The 16,901-nt window shown below is 64.4% G+C and carries 17 protein-coding genes; 14 read left to right on the plus strand and 3 right to left on the minus strand.

Annotated elements, in window-relative coordinates; all coding sequences use genetic code 11:
* Nucleotide 1 precedes the first annotated feature (1 nt).
* Genes AC1MCA_RS18325 through AC1MCA_RS18335 form a run of 3 tightly spaced genes read left to right on the plus strand, consistent with a single transcriptional unit; the run spans nucleotide 2 to nucleotide 2,969 of the window.
* The gene (locus AC1MCA_RS18325; protein ID WP_479799725.1) at nucleotides 2-769 is read left to right on the plus strand and encodes a lysophospholipid acyltransferase family protein; all 768 of its coding nucleotides are present in this window, start codon (nucleotides 2-4) and stop codon (nucleotides 767-769) included.
* Nucleotides 766-1,818 carry an NAD(P)H-dependent glycerol-3-phosphate dehydrogenase gene (locus tag AC1MCA_RS18330; protein WP_479799726.1) on the plus strand — a complete coding sequence of 351 codons (1,053 nt, stop codon included), beginning with the start codon at nucleotides 766-768 and terminating at the stop codon, nucleotides 1,816-1,818. The genes AC1MCA_RS18325 and AC1MCA_RS18330 overlap by 4 nt, the downstream gene beginning before the upstream one ends.
* Before the next feature lie 2 nt (nucleotides 1,819-1,820).
* Nucleotides 1,821-2,969, plus strand: coding sequence for a D-alanine--D-alanine ligase family protein (locus tag AC1MCA_RS18335; protein ID WP_479799727.1), 1,149 nt, complete (start codon nucleotides 1,821-1,823; stop codon nucleotides 2,967-2,969).
* A gap of 75 nt (nucleotides 2,970-3,044) precedes the next feature.
* Here the strand turns inward: AC1MCA_RS18335 and AC1MCA_RS18340 are convergent, their stop codons facing one another.
* Nucleotides 3,045-3,509, minus strand: a complete 465-nt coding sequence (locus AC1MCA_RS18340; RefSeq protein ID WP_479799728.1) for a DUF3515 domain-containing protein — start codon at nucleotides 3,507-3,509, stop codon at nucleotides 3,045-3,047.
* Nucleotides 3,510-3,713: 204 nt separating this feature from the next.
* Between AC1MCA_RS18340 and AC1MCA_RS18345 the strand changes: the two genes are divergently transcribed.
* The 6 genes from AC1MCA_RS18345 (at nucleotide 3,714) to rsmD (ending at nucleotide 11,622) form a co-directional block, all read left to right on the plus strand.
* Complete coding sequence (locus AC1MCA_RS18345) at nucleotides 3,714-5,081, plus strand: hypothetical protein (RefSeq protein ID WP_479803509.1); 1,368 nt, start codon at nucleotides 3,714-3,716, stop codon at nucleotides 5,079-5,081.
* Nucleotides 5,082-5,209: 128 nt separating this feature from the next.
* A complete protein-coding gene (locus AC1MCA_RS18350; RefSeq protein ID WP_479799729.1) occupies nucleotides 5,210-6,586 on the plus strand; it encodes a hypothetical protein in 1,377 nt (458 codons plus the stop codon).
* A 57-nt stretch (nucleotides 6,587-6,643) separates the two neighbouring features.
* Entirely contained in the window at nucleotides 6,644-7,699 is a 1,056-nt protein-coding gene (gene thiL / locus AC1MCA_RS18355) for a thiamine-phosphate kinase (RefSeq protein ID WP_479799730.1), read from the plus strand.
* A gap of 22 nt (nucleotides 7,700-7,721) precedes the next feature.
* Nucleotides 7,722-8,717 carry a DAK2 domain-containing protein gene (locus tag AC1MCA_RS18360; RefSeq protein ID WP_479799731.1) on the plus strand — a complete coding sequence of 332 codons (996 nt, stop codon included), beginning with the start codon at nucleotides 7,722-7,724 and terminating at the stop codon, nucleotides 8,715-8,717.
* A complete protein-coding gene (locus AC1MCA_RS18365) occupies nucleotides 8,707-10,989 on the plus strand; it encodes an ATP-dependent DNA helicase RecG (protein ID WP_479799732.1) in 2,283 nt (760 codons plus the stop codon). Before AC1MCA_RS18360 ends, AC1MCA_RS18365 begins: the two co-directional genes overlap by 11 nt.
* Nucleotides 10,990-10,998: 9 nt before the next feature.
* Complete coding sequence (gene rsmD / locus AC1MCA_RS18370; protein ID WP_479799733.1) at nucleotides 10,999-11,622, plus strand: 16S rRNA (guanine(966)-N(2))-methyltransferase RsmD; 624 nt, start codon at nucleotides 10,999-11,001, stop codon at nucleotides 11,620-11,622.
* 12 nt (nucleotides 11,623-11,634) lie between these two features.
* Here rsmD and AC1MCA_RS18375 read toward each other — a convergent pair whose 3' ends face one another.
* Together AC1MCA_RS18375 and AC1MCA_RS18380 are read right to left on the minus strand one after the other, a co-directional pair.
* Nucleotides 11,635-12,423: a spermidine synthase gene (locus tag AC1MCA_RS18375; RefSeq protein ID WP_479799734.1), complete on the minus strand. Its 789-nt coding sequence runs from the start codon at nucleotides 12,421-12,423 to the stop codon at nucleotides 11,635-11,637.
* Nucleotides 12,423-13,652, minus strand: coding sequence for an aminotransferase class I/II-fold pyridoxal phosphate-dependent enzyme (locus tag AC1MCA_RS18380; RefSeq protein WP_479799735.1), 1,230 nt, complete (start codon nucleotides 13,650-13,652; stop codon nucleotides 12,423-12,425). Before AC1MCA_RS18380 ends, AC1MCA_RS18375 begins: the two co-directional genes overlap by 1 nt.
* Before the next feature lie 43 nt (nucleotides 13,653-13,695).
* Here AC1MCA_RS18380 and coaD point away from each other — a divergent pair, with 43 nt between their 5' ends.
* From coaD to mutM, 5 genes are all read left to right on the plus strand, one after another.
* The gene (gene coaD, locus AC1MCA_RS18385; protein ID WP_108598970.1) at nucleotides 13,696-14,196 is read left to right on the plus strand and encodes a pantetheine-phosphate adenylyltransferase; all 501 of its coding nucleotides are present in this window, start codon (nucleotides 13,696-13,698) and stop codon (nucleotides 14,194-14,196) included.
* 127 nt (nucleotides 14,197-14,323) lie between these two features.
* On the plus strand, nucleotides 14,324-14,848 hold the full coding sequence (locus tag AC1MCA_RS18390; RefSeq protein ID WP_108598969.1) for a YceD family protein: 525 nt from the start codon (nucleotides 14,324-14,326) through the stop codon (nucleotides 14,846-14,848).
* A gap of 36 nt (nucleotides 14,849-14,884) precedes the next feature.
* Complete coding sequence (rpmF, locus tag AC1MCA_RS18395) at nucleotides 14,885-15,088, plus strand: 50S ribosomal protein L32 (RefSeq protein WP_009356569.1); 204 nt, start codon at nucleotides 14,885-14,887, stop codon at nucleotides 15,086-15,088.
* A 21-nt stretch (nucleotides 15,089-15,109) separates the two neighbouring features.
* On the plus strand, nucleotides 15,110-15,838 hold the full coding sequence (gene rnc, locus AC1MCA_RS18400; RefSeq protein WP_479799736.1) for a ribonuclease III: 729 nt from the start codon (nucleotides 15,110-15,112) through the stop codon (nucleotides 15,836-15,838).
* A 6-nt stretch (nucleotides 15,839-15,844) separates the two neighbouring features.
* Entirely contained in the window at nucleotides 15,845-16,831 is a 987-nt protein-coding gene (mutM, locus tag AC1MCA_RS18405; protein WP_479799737.1) for a bifunctional DNA-formamidopyrimidine glycosylase/DNA-(apurinic or apyrimidinic site) lyase, read from the plus strand.
* Nucleotides 16,832-16,901: the final 70 nt, after the last annotated feature.

Genomic DNA, 16,901 nt, shown 5'->3' on the forward strand with positions numbered 1-16,901 from the left:
CGTGAAGGAAACGGCCAAGAGCCAAGCCACCCTCTTTGTGGTTGCGGCCATAGTGCGCCCCCTGCTTAATGCCATGATGAACAAGAAGTGGGAGGGCCTTGAGAACCTTCCCGCCGGCGGTTTCATTGCTGCCCCCAACCATTGCACCGAGATTGATCCCCTGGTCGTGGGCCACGTGCTGTACAACAACCAGCGCGCGCCGCACTTCCTGGCCAAGTCCGGGCTGTTCAAGGTCCCTGTCCTGGGCTGGGTCCTCAGGGCAACACGCCAGATCCCGGTGGAACGTTCGACGGCGGGGGCGAACCGCTCGCTGCAGCTGGCCCAGGAGATTGTGGCCGACGGCGGTGCCATCATCATCTACCCCGAGGGCACGCTTACCCGTGATCCGGACCTGTGGCCGATGAAAGGCCACACTGGCGCAGCGCGGCTCGCTCTCGAAGGCGGGATTCCCGTGGTCCCGATCGCTCACTGGGGCGCCCATGAGGTCTTCCCGCGCTATGCGAAGCGGTTCCACCTCTTTCCCCGCAAGACCTCCCGGGTAGTCATCGGAAAGCCAGTGGACCTGAGCGCTTTCGCCGGCCAACCCCTGGATAAAGCAACCCTGACGGCGGCCACCGATGCGATCATGGATGCCGTCACCGGCTTGCTCGCCGGCCTCCGGAATGAGGAACCTCCCGCCCGGCGCTGGGACCCCTCGCAGCAGAACCAGGACGTGCGGGGCCGCATCCAGGGCCGTGGGAAGCCCGACGGCGCTGCTGATGCCACATGACCGCTGACGGAACCCGCGACGGCTCGGCCCGGTCCGTCGCTGTCCTGGGGGCCGGTTCCTGGGGAACCACGTTCGCGAAGATCCTCGCCGATGCAGCCTCCGTTGCGGGAGACGAGCGGAGGATCCGTCTGTGGGGCCGCCGGAGCGAAGTGGTGGAGCAGATCAACAGCTCCCACCGGAATACCCAGTACCTGAAAGACATTCCGCTGCCGCCCAGCATTACAGCGTCCACCGATGTGGCCGAAGTACTCGCCGGGGCGGACCTGGTGGTCCTTGCCGTTCCTGCCCAGTCCCTCCGTCTGCAGCTGCGCGAATGGAAGCCGCTGATCGCCCCGGACGCCGTTGTGGTATCCCTGATGAAGGGCCTGGAGCTCGGTACTGACTCCCGGATGAGCGAGGTCATCAGCGAGGAACTGGGGATTCCGGCGGACCGCATTGCGGTGGTTTCCGGTCCCAACCTCGCCATGGAGATCGCCCGCGAAGAGCCGACTGCGTCCGTGGTGGCCTGTTCTGACGCTGCAGCCGCAGGCTGGATTGCCCGGAGTTGCACGTCGCCCTATTTCCGCCCCTACACGACGGCGGACGTTGTCGGCGTTGAGATCGGCGGCATCGTCAAGAACGTCATTGCCCTGGCTGTGGGCATCTGTGAGGGCAAACAGATGGGGGACAACACCAAGGCCTCCGTCATCACCAGGGGCCTGGCTGAAACCTCCAGGCTCGCTCTTGCGTTGGGCGGGGAGGCCCGGACCATGGCCGGACTGGCCGGGTTGGGGGACCTGGTGGCAACCTGCTCCTCGCCGCTCTCACGAAACCATACCGCCGGCCGGTTGCTGGGTCAGGGGCTCACCCTCGATGAGTTGGCCCTGAAGATGACCCAGACGGCCGAAGGGATCAAGTCAGGCCCGGCCGTCCACGAACTCGCGGGCAAACTGGGCGTCGATATGCCTATTACCGCAGCCGTTGTAGCCGTTCTGGCCGGCAAACTTTCCGTAGACCAACTGGGGCCGCTGCTGCTGGCCCGGGACCTGAAACCCGAAGGCGATTACTGAGAATGTCCGACGAAAACCTGACTGCAACGGACGCTGCCTCCCCGGCGAAACCACGGGTGGCCGTGCTTTTTGGCGGCCGGTCCAGCGAACATGCGGTGAGCTGCGTAACCGCCGCCGGTGTCCTGGGCGCCATCAACAAAGACAAGTACGACGTCATTCCCATCGGCATCGCCAAATCCGGGCAGTGGGTGCTTGCTGCGGGGGACACCGAGCAGTGGTCGCTGACCGCATCGTCGCTACCCGAGGTCCAGCCGTCGTCGGAAACGGTCACCCTGGCGGAAATCGGCGGCGAGCACCAGCTGATCGTGGCTTCGCCGAATGCCGTGCCGCAGGAGCTGGGCACCGTGGACGTGGTGTTCCCGCTTCTCCACGGTCCGTTCGGCGAAGACGGCACCATCCAGGGGCTGCTGGAACTGTCCGATACCCGCTACGTCGGCGCCGGTGTACTCGCCTCGGCCGTTGGCATGGACAAGCACTACATGAAGGTTGTTTTCGAAGCCGCAGGACTGCACGTCGGACCGTACATTGCTGTTACGGACCGGCAGTGGATCAAGGACGCGGAATCTGTGCGCAAGCAGGTGGACCACCTCGGCTTCCCCGTTTTCGTCAAGCCTGCCCGGGCCGGCTCGTCAATGGGGATCTCCAAAGTTGACTCCATGGAAGAACTCGACGCCGCCATCGAGGAAGCCCGCCGGCACGACCTCAAGCTGGTCATCGAGGCAGGCATCGTGGGGCGTGAAATTGAGTGCGCGGTCCTGGAAGGCCGCGGCACCGATGCTCCGCGGACGTCCATGCCGGGCGAAATCTCAGTGGCCGCAGGAAGCCACGAATTCTACGACTTCACCGCCAAGTACGTTGAAGACGACGCCGCCGCCCTGAGCTGCCCGGCCGACATCCCCGAAGAAGCCATTTCCCGCGTGCGCGAACTCGCCGCGGCGGCATTCGACGCGGTGGGAGCCGAGGGGCTCAGCCGCGTGGACTTCTTTTACACCCCTGACGGCGAACTGATCATCAACGAGATCAATACCATGCCGGGCTTCACGCCCAAGAGCATGTACCCGCAGATGTGGGCCGCCTCAGGGCTGGACTACGCGGACCTCATTGATGAGCTGATTTACCTGGCGCTGCACCGGAAGACCGGCCTGCGCTAGTCCCCACCGGCGCCCTAACCTCGCTCCGCTTCGGCCAGGGAACCCTGCCGGCGTGGGCCCACCACCGGCGCCCAGCTACTGGCTGGTCGGCAGGTTCTGCAGTTCCTCCTGGCCCACGCAGTTCCTGCTGGCCGGCACCTTCGCGGCCGCGGCCGAAAGGTCAGCCAGGACCGTAGCGGAACTGATGGTCTCCTGATCCTTTGTGAGAAGGATCTCAGTGGCTGGTTCGCGGCCAAAAGTTGTCAGGGTCCAGGCCGCGTCACCTTCTTTGATGACCCAATCGACGCCGTTCACACTGACGCAGCGGTCCGTCGTCGGCCCCGGAACATTGACGCCGCAGCGCAGGATCACCTGCGACGGATCACCCCAGGCGGCGGTCGCCTGGCTGTTGGTTTTGCGCAGCGGCGCGTCGCCGATGGCATCCGGCAGGGCCACCATCATGGGTGCGCAAGCGGGGTTGGCAGCGTCGCCCGCCGGTGCCACGTCCACCACGGGGGCGCAGGCGGCGAGACATGCCGCTGCCACCAGGGATACAGTCACCCCGAAGAGCCGTCCGGAAGATGGAACCCTGGGCTCAGGTAACGGGACGCTGGGTTCGGCTGGGGGAGCAGGCTGCATACCATCCATCATCTCCACATACCGTTTTCGGCGCCAATCGCAGCCCGGCAGGCCAACAACGGCCCCGTCACAGCAGTTTCGTTGCGGACAACAGGCGGTCCTAAAGGACTATAAGCTGGTGCCGCGATGAGTAAAACAATGAATGCCGGGCCAGGACACGGCACCGCAACGGTTCCGTCAAGCCTGGGCTTTCGAAGAAAGCAGGCACTGAAAGCCATCGGGAGTCTCGCGTCGGTCATAGCGCTCACCTACGTTGCCTGGCTGCGGCTGCCGGAATTGACCCGGGGGACCCTCTGGGCCGAAGACGGTGCCTTCTTCCTCCGGGACACTGTGGTCATCGGCCCGGTGGCCAGCATTGGTGAACCCTATGCGGGCTACCTCCACACCATTCCGCGACTCATTTCAGGCATTGCATACCTGGTGGCCCCTCTGAGCTCCTTTGCCATCATGATGTCGTTCCTCAGTTGCGCTGCCGTTGCGGCAATCTCTGTGGGCGTCTACCACCTGTCCGCCGCTCTTGTGGACAGTCGGGCTATCCGGCTGATGCTTGGAATGATTCCGGTGTTGCTCCCTGTCGGGCCACTTGAGGTCCTCGGTAACGCGGCCAATCTGCATTGGTACCTGCTGTGGCTTGTGCCTTGGCTGCTGATTTACCACCCTTCCCGCTGGTATGGCAAGGGTGGCCTTTTCGTGGTGACTTTTGCTGCGGCCACCACAGAGATCATCTCCGGGCTTTTCATACCGCTTGCGCTCTGGACGGCGTTCCGGAGGCGGAACTACTGGGCGCCGGTAGGACTGCTCGCCGGTTTGGTGTGCCAGCTCGTGGCGACCGCAACCAACCCACGCTACGGGTCCCCGCCGGACGTGGAACCGGCGGACCCATTGTCAGTCTTCTATGGTTTTGGTTTGCAGGCTGTGGCTTCCCTCTGGGAAACCGACAAACGCAGCATGGCTTCAACCATTGTGAATTACGGCGCATTTCCCGTTCTCATACCAGCCACGGTAATTGCCGGCCTGCTGACATATGTCCTGGTCTTAGGCAGCACCAAGTGGAAATTCGTTGCTGCATATTCTTTTGGCGCCGCTGCGCTGTGTTGGACGGCCGCGGTTGTAGTCAATGTTTCGGATCAGCTTGATTTCGCGGGTTTCAGCGAAGAGGACTGGCTGGAGCATTTCACATTCTTTCGTTACGCCGCCGCTCCTTCCATGTTCCTGCTCATCCTGGTTCCGGCCGCTGTGGCCGTTGCCGCTGAGAGGGCAGGCAGTACGAAAGTCCGGACTTTCTTATGGGCCCCTGCCGTGCTGCTCGTTTTCCTGTCGGTCAACTATTTCCCGGCCCTGCCGGTCCGGCAGACCGGGCCGGAATGGGAAAAGTTCCTGGCAGTCGCCCACGAGGAGTGTGTCCTCAATGGTGGCGTTGGAGACATCGGTGTCGCACTGGCGCCTGCTCCCTGGCAAGCCACGCTTCCGTGCAGTGCGGTCCTTAACCGCTGACGGGCGTGTCCGCGGGAATTCCCTTCAGTGTGGGGGACGTGATGAAGCGCCGGGCTTACCGGGGGCTGGGCGCCTGGGCCTGGCGGGATCATTTGGCTGTGCTGCAGGGACGATAAACTACTCACCAAATGACAAAGATTATCGAGGTTGACCCTGCCCATCGCCCGGCCTCTGCGAACGGCAAAAGGTCGACAGCCATGCGCCTGACCATGAAAGGCGCGGTGCTCCTGGGCAGCGCACTGGTCCTGACGTTTCTGGCCTGGGGTCGCCTGCCTTCCATGACCAAGGAGACTGTCTGGGCTGAGGACGGCGGCGTCTTCCTGCGCGATGTCCTCAGCACCGGCCACCTGCAGAGCATTTTCCTGCCTTACGACGGCTACCTGCATGTCCTGCCTCGGCTATTGTCGAGTGCTGCGCATGCGCTCGTCCCGCTGGACGGATACGCCATCGCCATGTCGCTGGTCAGTTGTGCAGTGGTGGCCGCCATTTCCATTGCTGTCTTCCATCTTTCGCGGGTACTGACTGATTCAGTACCGGTGCGGGTCATGATTGCGGTCATTCCCATCCTGCTGCCAATTGGTCCAAACGAGATTCAGGGCAATGCGGCCAACCTGCATTGGTACCTGCTGTGGCTGACGCCTTGGCTGCTGCTGAGCAAGCCGAAATCAGCAGTCGCGGGTGCCGGGCTGTTTGTGGTGACATTCGTTACCGCTGCAAGTGAAATCATCACCGGCATGTTTTTGCCGCTGGCAATCTGGGCCGCATTCCGGAAGCGCGCTTATGCTGCTCCCGCCGGGTTACTCGTTGGCCTGGTGCTTCAGGTCCTGACCACGCTGAGTAAGCCAAGGTTCAACGGTGCTCCGCCCCCGACTGACGCCGTCGACCCGCTGTCGGTGCTGATGGGCTATGTGCTGCTGCCCATCGGTTCCATCTGGAACCCGGATAGCAGGACCCTGGCTTCGGGGATAGTGAATTTCGGGGCGTGGGCGCTGGTGGTTCCCTGTCTCCTGGTAGTTGGGCTGCTTGTCTACGTACTGATAAAGGGCGACCGCACTTTTCAGTGGGCCGCAATCATTGCCCTGACGGCTTCAGCTCTGTGCTGGACCGCATCGGTAGTACTGAGCGGTAATCCGATGTTCAATTACTCGAGGTTTTCGGAATCGGACTGGGCCAACGGTTTTGGCTACGTTCGTTACGCAGCGGCTCCGGCAATGTTCATTCTCCTGCTGATTCCCATCGCCGTGGCCGTGGCCCTGCAGCGTGGGCATCTACAACGCGGAGTCACTCCTTTGCTCGCCGGGATATTCGTTGCTGTCCTCCTCATCAGCTACTTTCCCACAGCTACTACGCGCCAGGTTGGTCCGGCCTGGTCGCCCGGGGTGGAAGCGGCCCGAACCCTTTGCTCCGTCGATCCCGCACTGCCCAGCGCCAGCGCCGTCGTGGCTCCTGCCACGTGGAAGTTTGCTCAAGTAGTGATTCCGTGTGAGGCGTTGCGGAAAGACTGAGCTGCGCAGATCTGCTCTTCGCCATCGAATGTCAGTCAGCCGCTGTAGCGTAGGGGCGTGCCTGAAATACCGTTGACTGAAGAACCCCTGACTGACGAGCCCCTCACCGTGGCCGGGCTGTCAGAAGCCGGCCTGCTCGCCCGCATCTTCCCGCGGCTGGAGATCGGCGGGGACCACCCTTCGCCAATTCTGCTCGGTCCCGGGGACGACGCCGCCATCGTCTCCGCGCCGGACGGCCGGACGCTCATCAGCATCGATACGCAGGTGCAGGACCAGGACTTCCGGCTCACCTGGACCAACGGGTACCGCACCACGGGCTTTGACGTTGGCTGGAAGGCCGCAGCCCAGAACCTCAGCGACATCAACGCCATGGGGGCCACGGCCACGTCCATGGTTGTCAGCCTCACGTTGCCACCGGGCACACCGGTCAGCTGGGTGGAGGATCTTGCCGACGGCCTGTCGGCAGCAATCCGGGATCTGGGGGCCATCAACTGTTCAGTGGCCGGAGGTGACTTGGGCCGTGGCCGGGAAATCTCCGTAACAGTCGCGGTGCTGGGGACCCTGGCCGGCGGAAAGCCCGTGCTGCGCTCCGGGGCACGCGCGGGGGATGTCCTGGCGCTGGCCGGTACAGTGGGCAGGGCCGCCGCCGGACTTGCCCTTTTGGAATCGGACTCGGACGTCGATTCCCTGGTTCGGGAGCAGCGCGAGCTGCTGGACGTCCAGTGCAGGCCGCAGCCGCCCCTGGCCGCCGGACCGCTGGCCAGGTCAGCGGGAGCAACCGCCATGATGGACATCTCCGACGGCCTGGTGCGGGACGGTACCCGGTTGGCTCTCGCCAGCAATGCCGTTATCGACCTGGACCCCGCGGAACTGAAGCGGCTTGCGGAAAGCCTCAAGCCGGCGTCGGACTTCCTGCAGTTGGACCCCTTGGATTGGGTTCTGGGCGGGGGAGAGGACCACGGGTTGCTGGCCACATTCCCGCCTGACGTTCAGCTGCCTCCCGGATTCACTGCGATAGGCTCAGTACAAGCCCCGGGAATCAACTCCGGCCCGGGCGTCACGATTGCGGGCCACGCCGCTGGCACCGGGGGATGGGATCACTTTGCAGATTAAGGTTGCCGCCAACGCGCAAGCGATGAAGCGGTGGTTGGACAAGGCCGAAACGGCCGTTGGCAACCACAGTGACCGGCTCAACGCGATCAACATTTTTCCCGTAGCTGATGGAGACACCGGCACCAACCTCTACCTCACGGTCCGGGCGGCTGCCCGGGCCCTGCACGGCGATGCTGCGGGCCAGCCCGACGCCGGCCACGGGGACGTCGGCGTGGTGCTGGCCCGTGCGGGCCGGGCGGCGATGGAGCAGGCACGCGGTAACTCCGGAACGCTTTTTTCGGTGTTTCTCTGCGCCGCTGCCGAGCCGCTGGTCGGACACACCCGCCTGACCGCCACGCTGTTGGCCGCTGCCCTGAACCGTGCCCAGATCCGGGCCTGGTCCGCTTTGAGTGATCCTGTACCCGGCACCATGCTGTCGGTGATGGAAGCTGCTGCGCGTGCGGCGGCAGAGGTGGAAAACGGGAAGAACGGCGACCACAGCAACCACGCTTTGGGCCTGGCCCTGGACGCTGCCGTCAACGGCGCACTGGCGGCAGTGGTGAACACCGAAGGGCAGCTGCCCGCACTGGAGGCTGCCCACGTCGTCGACGCCGGGGGTGTCGGCATGCTCCTCATCCTTGACTGCCTCCGTTCAGCCGTGATGGGCGGCGAGCTCCAGGGCGAACTCCTGGACGGACTGCACGGTTACGACGTCCAGGATCCCCATATCCACAAGGACCTCCCCGACGACGACGGCGTGGAGGTCATGTGCACCATCAGCCTGTCGCCCCTCAGCGCGGCCACTCTCAGGCAACGGCTGGACGAAATCGGCGATTCGGTCATCATGAGCCAGGTGGACAGCGCAGCGGTGGCCGACGGCACCTACCGTTGGCGGGTCCACGTCCACGTTCCCGAGGCTGAACCCGCCGTCGCGCTGATCCGTTCCCTGGGCGAACCCAGCGACATCTCCGTCAGCGAACTCGCCCTGGCCCGTGACCCGGAACCAGCTCCGGTGAACTCCAGTGGGCATGAGCGCTGACCTGGACGTTGCCTTGGAACGCCGCATCGGAAAGCGTTCCGCGGCCGTCATTGAGAAGAACCTCGGGATAACCACGGCCGGCGGCCTGCTCAATTATTTCCCGCGGCGCTACCTGAACCGTGGTGAGCTCACGCCCATCAGCGAGGTTCCCCTGGACGAAGAGGTCACGCTTATTGCCCGCGTCCTCTCCAACAGCACCCGCAAGATGCATACCCGCCGTGGTTCCATCACCGACGTCGTCATCACTGACGACGCCGCCTCCCATGGGCGCCCCAGGCTGTCCGCCGTGGGACCCGGCAGCGGGCACGGTACGCTCAAGGTCACCTTCTTTAACGGCTTCCGGGCAAAAGCGGAGCTCCTGCCCGGCCGGCGCGTCATGTTCTCCGGCAAGGTCACGCAGTATGGTTCCTCACTGAGCCTGACCAACCCGGATTTCAACCTCCTGGACGAGGACCCGGACATGCCGGGCATCGATCCCGAGAAGCTCGCTGCCATGCCCGTTCCGGTGTATCCGGCCACCAGCAAACTCACCAGCTGGTCCATCCAGAAAGTCATTGCCACCTTGTTGGAGACCCTGGACCTGGACGACTTGCCGGATCCGCTGCCCGAGTCGGTGGTCCGCCGGGAGAAGTTCCTGCCGGTGGCCCAGGCTTACCGGCTCATCCATAGGCCTGAGTCACATGCCGACTGGAGGCAGGCCCAGGACCGTCTGCGGTACCAGGAGGCCTTGGTCCTGCAGGCGGCGCTGGCCCGGCGCCGCGCGCAGCTCGCGGCCGAGGAAGCCACCGCCCGCCGCCCTGTCACCGGAGGCCTGCTGGCGGCGTTCGATCAGCAGCTTCCTTTTACGCTCACCGCCGGACAGGCAGCTGTGGGCAAGACCCTCGCGGCCGAACTGGCGCAGGACAGCCCCATGAACAGGCTGCTGCAAGGCGAAGTCGGCTCCGGCAAGACCATCGTGGCGCTGCGGGCCATGCTGCAGGTGGTGGACGCGGGGGGACAGGCCGCTTTGCTGGCGCCCACAGAGGTTCTGGCTGCCCAGCACTTCGATTCCATCCGCCGGACCCTGGGGGCCCTGTCCCGGGACCCCATGCTGTCCCGGGATGGCTTACTGGCCGGCCTGGCCGGGGACACCGTCCAAGTCAGCCTGCTCACGGGCTCCCTGCCCGCTGCGGCCCGCAAACGCGCACTGCTCGATGCAGCCTCCGGTGCGGCCGGGATCGTGATCGGGACGCACGCACTGCTGAGCGAAAACGTCTCTTTCTACGACCTTGGACTGATCGTGGTGGACGAACAGCACCGGTTCGGCGTGGAACAGCGCGATGTGCTGAGGTCAAAGGCCAGCAAGCCGCCGCACCTCCTGGTCATGACAGCAACCCCGATTCCCCGGACCGTTGCCATGACAGTCTTCGGGGACCTTGAAACCTCAGTGCTGGACGAACTTCCCGCCGGCAGGGCACCGATCACCACCCATGTGGTGGGCCTGGCGGAAAACCCCGGCTGGGCGGACCGCATCTGGACGCGGTCCCGCGAAGAGATCGCCGCCGGCCACCAGGTGTTTGTGGTGTGCCCCAGGATTGGAACGGACGACGACGGCGACTTCAGTCCCGGTGAAGCCGAACCTTCGGCGGCTGACCTGGAGGGCGGGAGCAGCGCCCGCGAGCTCGCCTCGGTGACCGCCGTCGTCGAACATCTCCAACAGGAGCCGGCCCTGGCCGGGGTGCCGCTGGCGCCCCTGCACGGCCGCCAGGACCCCGCGGTGAAATCGGCGGCGATGGCTGACTTCACCGCCAACCGGACCAAGCTCCTGGTCTCCACCACAGTCATTGAAGTCGGAGTTGACGTCCACAACGCCACCCTCATGGTCATCCTCGATGCTGACCGTTTCGGTATTTCCCAGCTCCACCAGCTCCGTGGCCGGGTAGGCCGCGGCGGGTTGGCCGGAACCTGCCTGCTGGTTACCAGCCTCGAACCCGGGCACCCCAGCCGCCGTAGGCTGGACGCCGTGGCTGCCACCACTGACGGCTTCGAGCTGTCCCAGGAAGACCTCAAGCTCAGGCGCGAAGGAGACATCCTGGGGGCGTCGCAGTCCGGCGGCCGCTCCACGCTGAAGTTGCTGCGGGTGCTCGAGCACGAGGACGTTATTGCCCGTGCCAGGACGGACGCGCAGGAAATCGTCGGCAACGACCCGTCGCTGGCGCAGCATCCTCTGCTCGCTGCGGCCATTGACGAGTATCTTAACCCTGAGAAGGAGGCGTTCCTTGAACGCGGATAGCAGGCAGCCATGAGCCGGATCATCGCGGGTGCAGCCGGCGGAACGCCCCTGGCGAACGTTCCCGGGTCCCTGACCAGGCCAACCACAGACCGTGTCAAGGAAGCCCTGTTTTCCCGGCTCGATGCCTTCGGGATCATTGCAGGTGCCAAGGTCCTGGACCTCTACGCAGGTTCCGGTGCGTTGGGCGTGGAGAGCGGCAGCAGGGGAGCCGGCACCGTGGACCTGGTGGAATTCGATGCGAAGGCCAGCTCCGTGTGCCAACGCAACGCCGACCTCGTCAACGGGCTCCTGGGGCACAAGGTCGTGACAGTGCACCGGTCGAAGGTGGAGTCATTCCTCGAGCGCGCAGACGGTTCCGCGACGTGGGATCTGGTCTTCCTGGATCCGCCCTATCCATTGGACGAGCCCGCCTTGTCGGCGGTGCTGGCCAAACTCGCTGACCACCTCACCCCGTCGGCGGTGGTGGTGGTGGAGCGGTCCTCCCGCTCACCCGAGCCCGGTTGGTCGGCTGGCCTGGAGCGGTTCGCGGAGAAGAAGTACGGCGAAACCCGGCTGTGGTTCGCAGAGCCGTCAGTGCCGGATGCCATCCCGCCGGACCTTGTCATTGACGGGCAGGAACAGAGCCAGTCCTAGCCGTGCCGGGTCTCAGCCTGCCAGCACGTCCAGGTCGACACCCGCGAGAACCCGGGCGGGGTGCGGACCCCGTGCGGTCAATTCGGCCGTCCAGGCCGCAGGCCATGGCCTTTGTGTTCCTGCCAGGATGACGTTGCCGGGGTAGCGGCCGGCGAACATGCCGGACTCGGCGAAGGCGGCCACATCAGTCATGGCCCGGCGCATGGCCGCCGCCTGGCTTCGTACCAGGGTCAGGGCCGGCTCATCGCCGACGTTGACGATCAACACGCCTTCCGGTGCCAGCCGTGCCCGGGCTTCCTGATAGAACTCCGTGCAGGCGATGTGCTCCGGGGCCTCCGGACCCGAGAAGATATCCAGGATGACGACGTCGAACTGAAGCTGCCAGCCCACGTCGGCCAAGGCACCGCGGGCGTCCCCGATGACGGTGTGCAGGTTCGTACCCTCGGGCAGGGGCAGTTGCTGGAGGACAAAGTCGAGCAATTCCCGTTCCAGCTCCACCGCGTACTGGATCGACCCTGGCCGTGTTGCCTGGATGTAGCGGGCGAGTGTCAGCGCGCCGGCTCCAAGGTGCAGCGCTGCCACCGGCTGGCCCTCCGGCGCGGCGAGGTCCACCAGGTGGGCGATCCGCCGCAGGTATTCGTAGAAGATCTCCTCGGGGTGGGCGAGGTTGACGTGCGACTGCTCAGCACCGCCAATGCTCATGACGTAGCCGCCGCCGGTGAAGGCGTCCGGCTCAATGGCTGCGTGCTGTCCGGTGGTCCGCAGGAATCTGGTGGCCCGAAGGTTGCCGGCGTCGGCCATCAGAGCTTTCCGCTGAGGGTGGCCAAGCGCGCGGCAGCCTCTTCGAGGACATCCACTTTTTTGCAGAATGCGAACCTGAGCAGGCTGCGGGTGCGTTCTGCACCCTGCGGGTGGCAAAAGACAGGGACGGGGATTGCGGCCACTCCGACCAGCGAGGGCAGCCGGCGCGCCAGGTCCACGGAATCGCCGATGCCCAGGGGAGCAGTGTCCACATTGACGAAGTAGGTGCCTTGCGGGGTGAAGACATCGAAGCCGGCGGAGCGGAGGCCGTCGCTGAGGATGTCCCGTTTCTTCCGAAGCGTGGCGGCGATGCCCTGGTAGAAGCCATCCGGCAGCGCCAGGCCCGTGGCGATGGCTGCCTGGAAGGGTGTTCCCGAACTGTAGGTCAGGAACTGCTTCACGGTGCGGACGGCGGCCACCAGATGCTCCGGGCCCGTCAGCCAGCCGATCTTCCAGCCGGTGAAGGAAAAGGTCTTCCCTGCTGACGAAATGGTGATGGTCCGTTCAGCGGCGCCGGCCAGTGTGGCCACCGGAATATGACCCGGACCGAAGGTGAGGTGCTCATACACTTCATCGGTGATGATGAGGCAGTCATGCTTTTGGGCCAGCCCGACGACGCGCTGAAGGACTTCGCGGGGAAAGACAGCACCGGTGGGGTTGTGCGGGTTATTCAGCAGCACCACCTTGGTTCTGTCCGTAAAGGCCGCTTCGAGAGCAGCCAGGTCCGGGAAAAAGTCGGGCGCCAGGAGGGGTGCCGTGACGTGGGTGGCACCGGAGAGTCCGATGACGGCGCCGTACGAGTCATAGAACGGCTCGAATGTCAGGACCTCGTCGCCAGGGCCCACAAAGGCGAGCAGAGCTGCCGCAAGGCCTTCGGTGGCGCCCGTAGTGATAAGGACCTCGGTCTGCGGATCCGGGGTCAGCCCATAGAACCGGTCCTGGTGTGTTGCGACAGCCTCGCGCAGCTCAAGGATGCCTTTGCCTGGAGCATACTGGTTGGCCCCGGCATCGATGGCGGCGATGGCTGCAGCCTTGATTTCCGCCGGCCCGTCCTCGTCCGGAAAGCCCTGCCCCAGGTTGATGGCGCCGGTCTGGGCCGCGAGGGTGGTCATTTCCTCGAAGATGGTGACGCCCAGCTCTCCGGCGGATCCCAGGAGGTTGGCGCCGGCCGCGGCACGCTGCCACGGAGCCGGTGCCGCAGGCTGGGAAAGCTCCCGTGGTGGATGCATCCAGTCATGGTATCCCGGGCTGGAGATGCGGTAGGTTCGGTGCATGAGACGCGCTGTCTGCCCCGGATCCTTTGACCCCATCCACAACGGTCATCTCGAGGTAATCGCCCGCGCTGCGGGCCTCTTCGATGAAGTCATCGTGGCCGTGTCCACCAACTACGCGAAGAAGTACATGTTCAGCCTGGGGGACCGCATCGACATGGCGAGGGAGACCCTGGCTTCCCTCAAGGGAATTGTGGTTGAACCGGTGGGCGAGGGCCTGCTGGCTGAGTACTGCCACCAGCGGGGTGTGTCCGCGATTGTGAAGGGCCTCCGTTCCTCCTCCGACTTCGACTACGAGCTGCCCATGGCCACCATGAACCGCCAGCTCAGCGGTGTGGAGACGGTGTTCCTGCCCGCAGAGGCGCGCTACCTTCATCTGTCGTCCACCCTGATCAAGGAAGTGGCCAGCCTGGGCGGCAGTGTGTCCGACTACGTGCCCCGCTCGGTTCAGAAGAGGATGCTCTCTGGCGAGTCGGCATCTGTTCAGCTGCCCAGAGGGTAGGCTTGTGGCGGTACTTTCGACGGGCCGTCCGTCGCCTGGTTTGAGTCCCTAAGGTTCTTCAGGCTAAGATGGTACGTCGGTCATATGTTCAACAGGAGTTCTCATTAAACGAGATGCTAGTTCGCCCTTGGCGTTCGACGTCAAGGACCTCGGGCGTAGCCCGGGAAGCATGCGGACACTGAAAGAACATGTACCCGCACCAAGTGATCTTGGTGTGGCACTCATTGGCGTTCAGGAAGGCTCGGACATCGGGCTGGATCTGAGGCTTGAGGCCGTACACGAAGGAATTCTGGTATCAGGAACCGCAGCTGCCCACGTTACGGGTGAATGCGGCCGGTGCCTGGATCCCCTTGCGTATGACCTTGAGGTCAATGTGCAAGAACTTTTCTTCTATGAAGGCGTCCTGCTTTCAGACGAAGAAGACGATGAAGAGCAACGTCGAGTCGAGCACGATCTGATCGATCTTGAACCGGTGTTGCGGGACGCAGTTGTAACCATGCTGCCGTTCCAGCCGGTGTGCCGGGAAGACTGCCAGGGCCTCTGTTCCGAATGCGGAATTCGCCTGGAAGACGAGCCGGGGCACCACCACGAGGTCTTGGATCCTCGCTGGGCTGCCCTAGCTGATATGGCTAAGCCTGACCGGCAAAATTGATTTGTACGTGTTTGTCTAGAGAGAAATGAGTTAGCCGTGGCTGTTCCCAAGCGGAAAATGTCTCGCTCGAATACCCGCGCCCGCCGCTCCCAGTGGAAGGCAACTGCCCCCCACCTGGTGAAGACCGTAGAGAACGGCCAGGTCACCTACAGCCTGCCGCACCAGGCAAAGGTCGTTACCGACTCGGCTGGCACTGCGCTGTTCCTTGAGTACAAGGGACGCAAGGTCGCAGACGTCTAATCGGCCGCTTAGGCTGAGATGATGTCTTCAACTGAAGAGCTTCTGAAGCGTCTCGGTGTCTCCATTGACGCCGGGACGCTTCGTCTTGCTCTCACACACCGTTCCTACGCCTACGAAAACGGCGGCATCCCCACCAACGAGCGGCTTGAGTTCCTGGGTGACTCCATCCTGGGTTTTTCGGTGACGGACGCCCTGTACAAGGACAACCCGAGCCTGCCCGAAGGCGACCTGGCAAAACGCCGGTCTGCCGTGGTCAGCACACGGGCCCTCGCCGGTATCGGCCGAAGCCTCGGCATCGGGGACTACATCTACCTGGGTCAGGGCGAAAAACTGACCGAAGGCAAGAACAAGGCCTCCATCCTGGCGGACACCATGGAAGCGCTGATCGGCGCTACCTACGTGTCCAACGATATTGAGACGGCACGCCAGTTGGTCATGCGGCTGGTCGGCCCTCTCCTGAAGGACGCAGCCGCGCTTGGCGCGGGCACCGACTGGAAGACCAGCATCCAGGAACTCGCGGCCAGCCGGCAGCTCGGGACCATCTACTACGCAGTGGAAGGTGCCGGCCCGGACCATGCCCGCACCTTCACGGCTGTCCTTAACATTGGCGGCACCGCGTACGGCAAGGGATCCGGCCACTCCAAGAAGGAAGCCGAGCAGGAAGCCGCTGCAGACGCCTGGCGGGTTCTCTCCGGAACCGTTGGATCAGCGGAGGCCGGGGCAACACCGGAGTCCGCCACCGGCGCGTAACCTGCCATGCCTGAACTGCCTGAAGTGGAGGTGGTCCGCCGCGGCCTGGTGAGCTGGGTGCGCGGCCGGACCATCACCTCCGTTGACGTCCTGGACGCACGGTCCATCCGCCGCCACGCCCTGGGCATGGAGGATTTTGCCGGCAATCTCGTGGGTGCCACGGTCACCGACGTCGTGCGGCGCGGCAAATTCCTGTGGCTCCCCTTGACGGATTCAGCATCCGCCCACCCGCCTGCTGCTTCGGTCGATGGCGAGGTGTCCGCTGACACCAGTCCCGCCGTCGCCATCATGGCACATCTGGGTATGAGCGGCCAGCTGCTCATGCAGGATGCCGGCGTCCCCGATGAGAAGCACCTTAAGGTCCGGCTCCGCCTGAGTCCCCGTGAGGGGATGCCCGGGCAACTGCGGTTTGTGGACCAACGCATTTTCGGGGGACTGTTTGTTACAGCGATGGTTCCCACGGACGACGGCGGCCCGGGCGGACTTGCTGAGTCACCGCTGCCGCTGATCGCCGAGGAAGCCGCCCATATCGCACGCGACCCCCTGGACCCGGCGTTTTCCTTCGACCTGTTCTACCAGCGGCTCCGGAAGCGGAAGACCGGGCTCAAACGTGCCCTGCTGGACCAGGGGCTGATATCGGGCATCGGCAATATCTACGCTGACGAGGCCCTGTGGCGTGCGCAGTTGCATTATGCGCGGCCAACGGACAAACTGCGGCGTGGAGACGCCGAACGGGTCCTGGCGTGCGCCCGCGAAGTCATGCTGGACGCATTGGCAGCCGGGGGAACGAGTTTCGACTCCCTCTATGTCAACGTCAACGGCGCCTCAGGATACTTTGACCGCTCCCTGAACGCGTATGGCCGGGAGGGGCAGCCATGTGGCCGGTGTGCCGCTGCAGGAATCCATTCCGTCATCCGCCGTGAGCAGTTTATGAACCGTTCCTCGCATACCTGCCCGGTCTGCCAGCCCCGTCCCCGCAACGGACGCTTCTAGGCGGTCCGCCATGCCCGGGTTGCCGCACCCCGGTGGCAGTCTGTGGACAGGCGCCCGCAAATCCGTGCAA

This window comes from Arthrobacter sp. BK1, from assembly GCF_056680055.1.

Coding starts and splice junctions, on each gene's coding strand:
- AC1MCA_RS18330 (WP_479799726.1), top strand. CDS start 766: ATGACCGCTGACGGAACCCGCGACGGCTCGGCCCGGTCCGTCGCTGTC.
- AC1MCA_RS18335 (WP_479799727.1), top strand. CDS start 1,821: ATGTCCGACGAAAACCTGACTGCAACGGACGCTGCCTCCCCGGCGAAA.
- AC1MCA_RS18345 (WP_479803509.1), top strand. CDS start 3,714: ATGAGTAAAACAATGAATGCCGGGCCAGGACACGGCACCGCAACGGTT.
- AC1MCA_RS18350 (WP_479799729.1), top strand. CDS start 5,210: ATGACAAAGATTATCGAGGTTGACCCTGCCCATCGCCCGGCCTCTGCG.
- AC1MCA_RS18360 (WP_479799731.1), top strand. CDS start 7,722: ATGAAGCGGTGGTTGGACAAGGCCGAAACGGCCGTTGGCAACCACAGT.
- AC1MCA_RS18365 (WP_479799732.1), top strand. CDS start 8,707: ATGAGCGCTGACCTGGACGTTGCCTTGGAACGCCGCATCGGAAAGCGT.
- rsmD (WP_479799733.1), top strand. CDS start 10,999: ATGAGCCGGATCATCGCGGGTGCAGCCGGCGGAACGCCCCTGGCGAAC.
- AC1MCA_RS18375 (WP_479799734.1), bottom strand. CDS start 12,423: ATGGCCGACGCCGGCAACCTTCGGGCCACCAGATTCCTGCGGACCACC.
- AC1MCA_RS18380 (WP_479799735.1), bottom strand. CDS start 13,652: ATGCATCCACCACGGGAGCTTTCCCAGCCTGCGGCACCGGCTCCGTGG.
- coaD (WP_108598970.1), top strand. CDS start 13,696: ATGAGACGCGCTGTCTGCCCCGGATCCTTTGACCCCATCCACAACGGT.
- rnc (WP_479799736.1), top strand. CDS start 15,110: ATGTCTTCAACTGAAGAGCTTCTGAAGCGTCTCGGTGTCTCCATTGAC.
- mutM (WP_479799737.1), top strand. CDS start 15,845: ATGCCTGAACTGCCTGAAGTGGAGGTGGTCCGCCGCGGCCTGGTGAGC.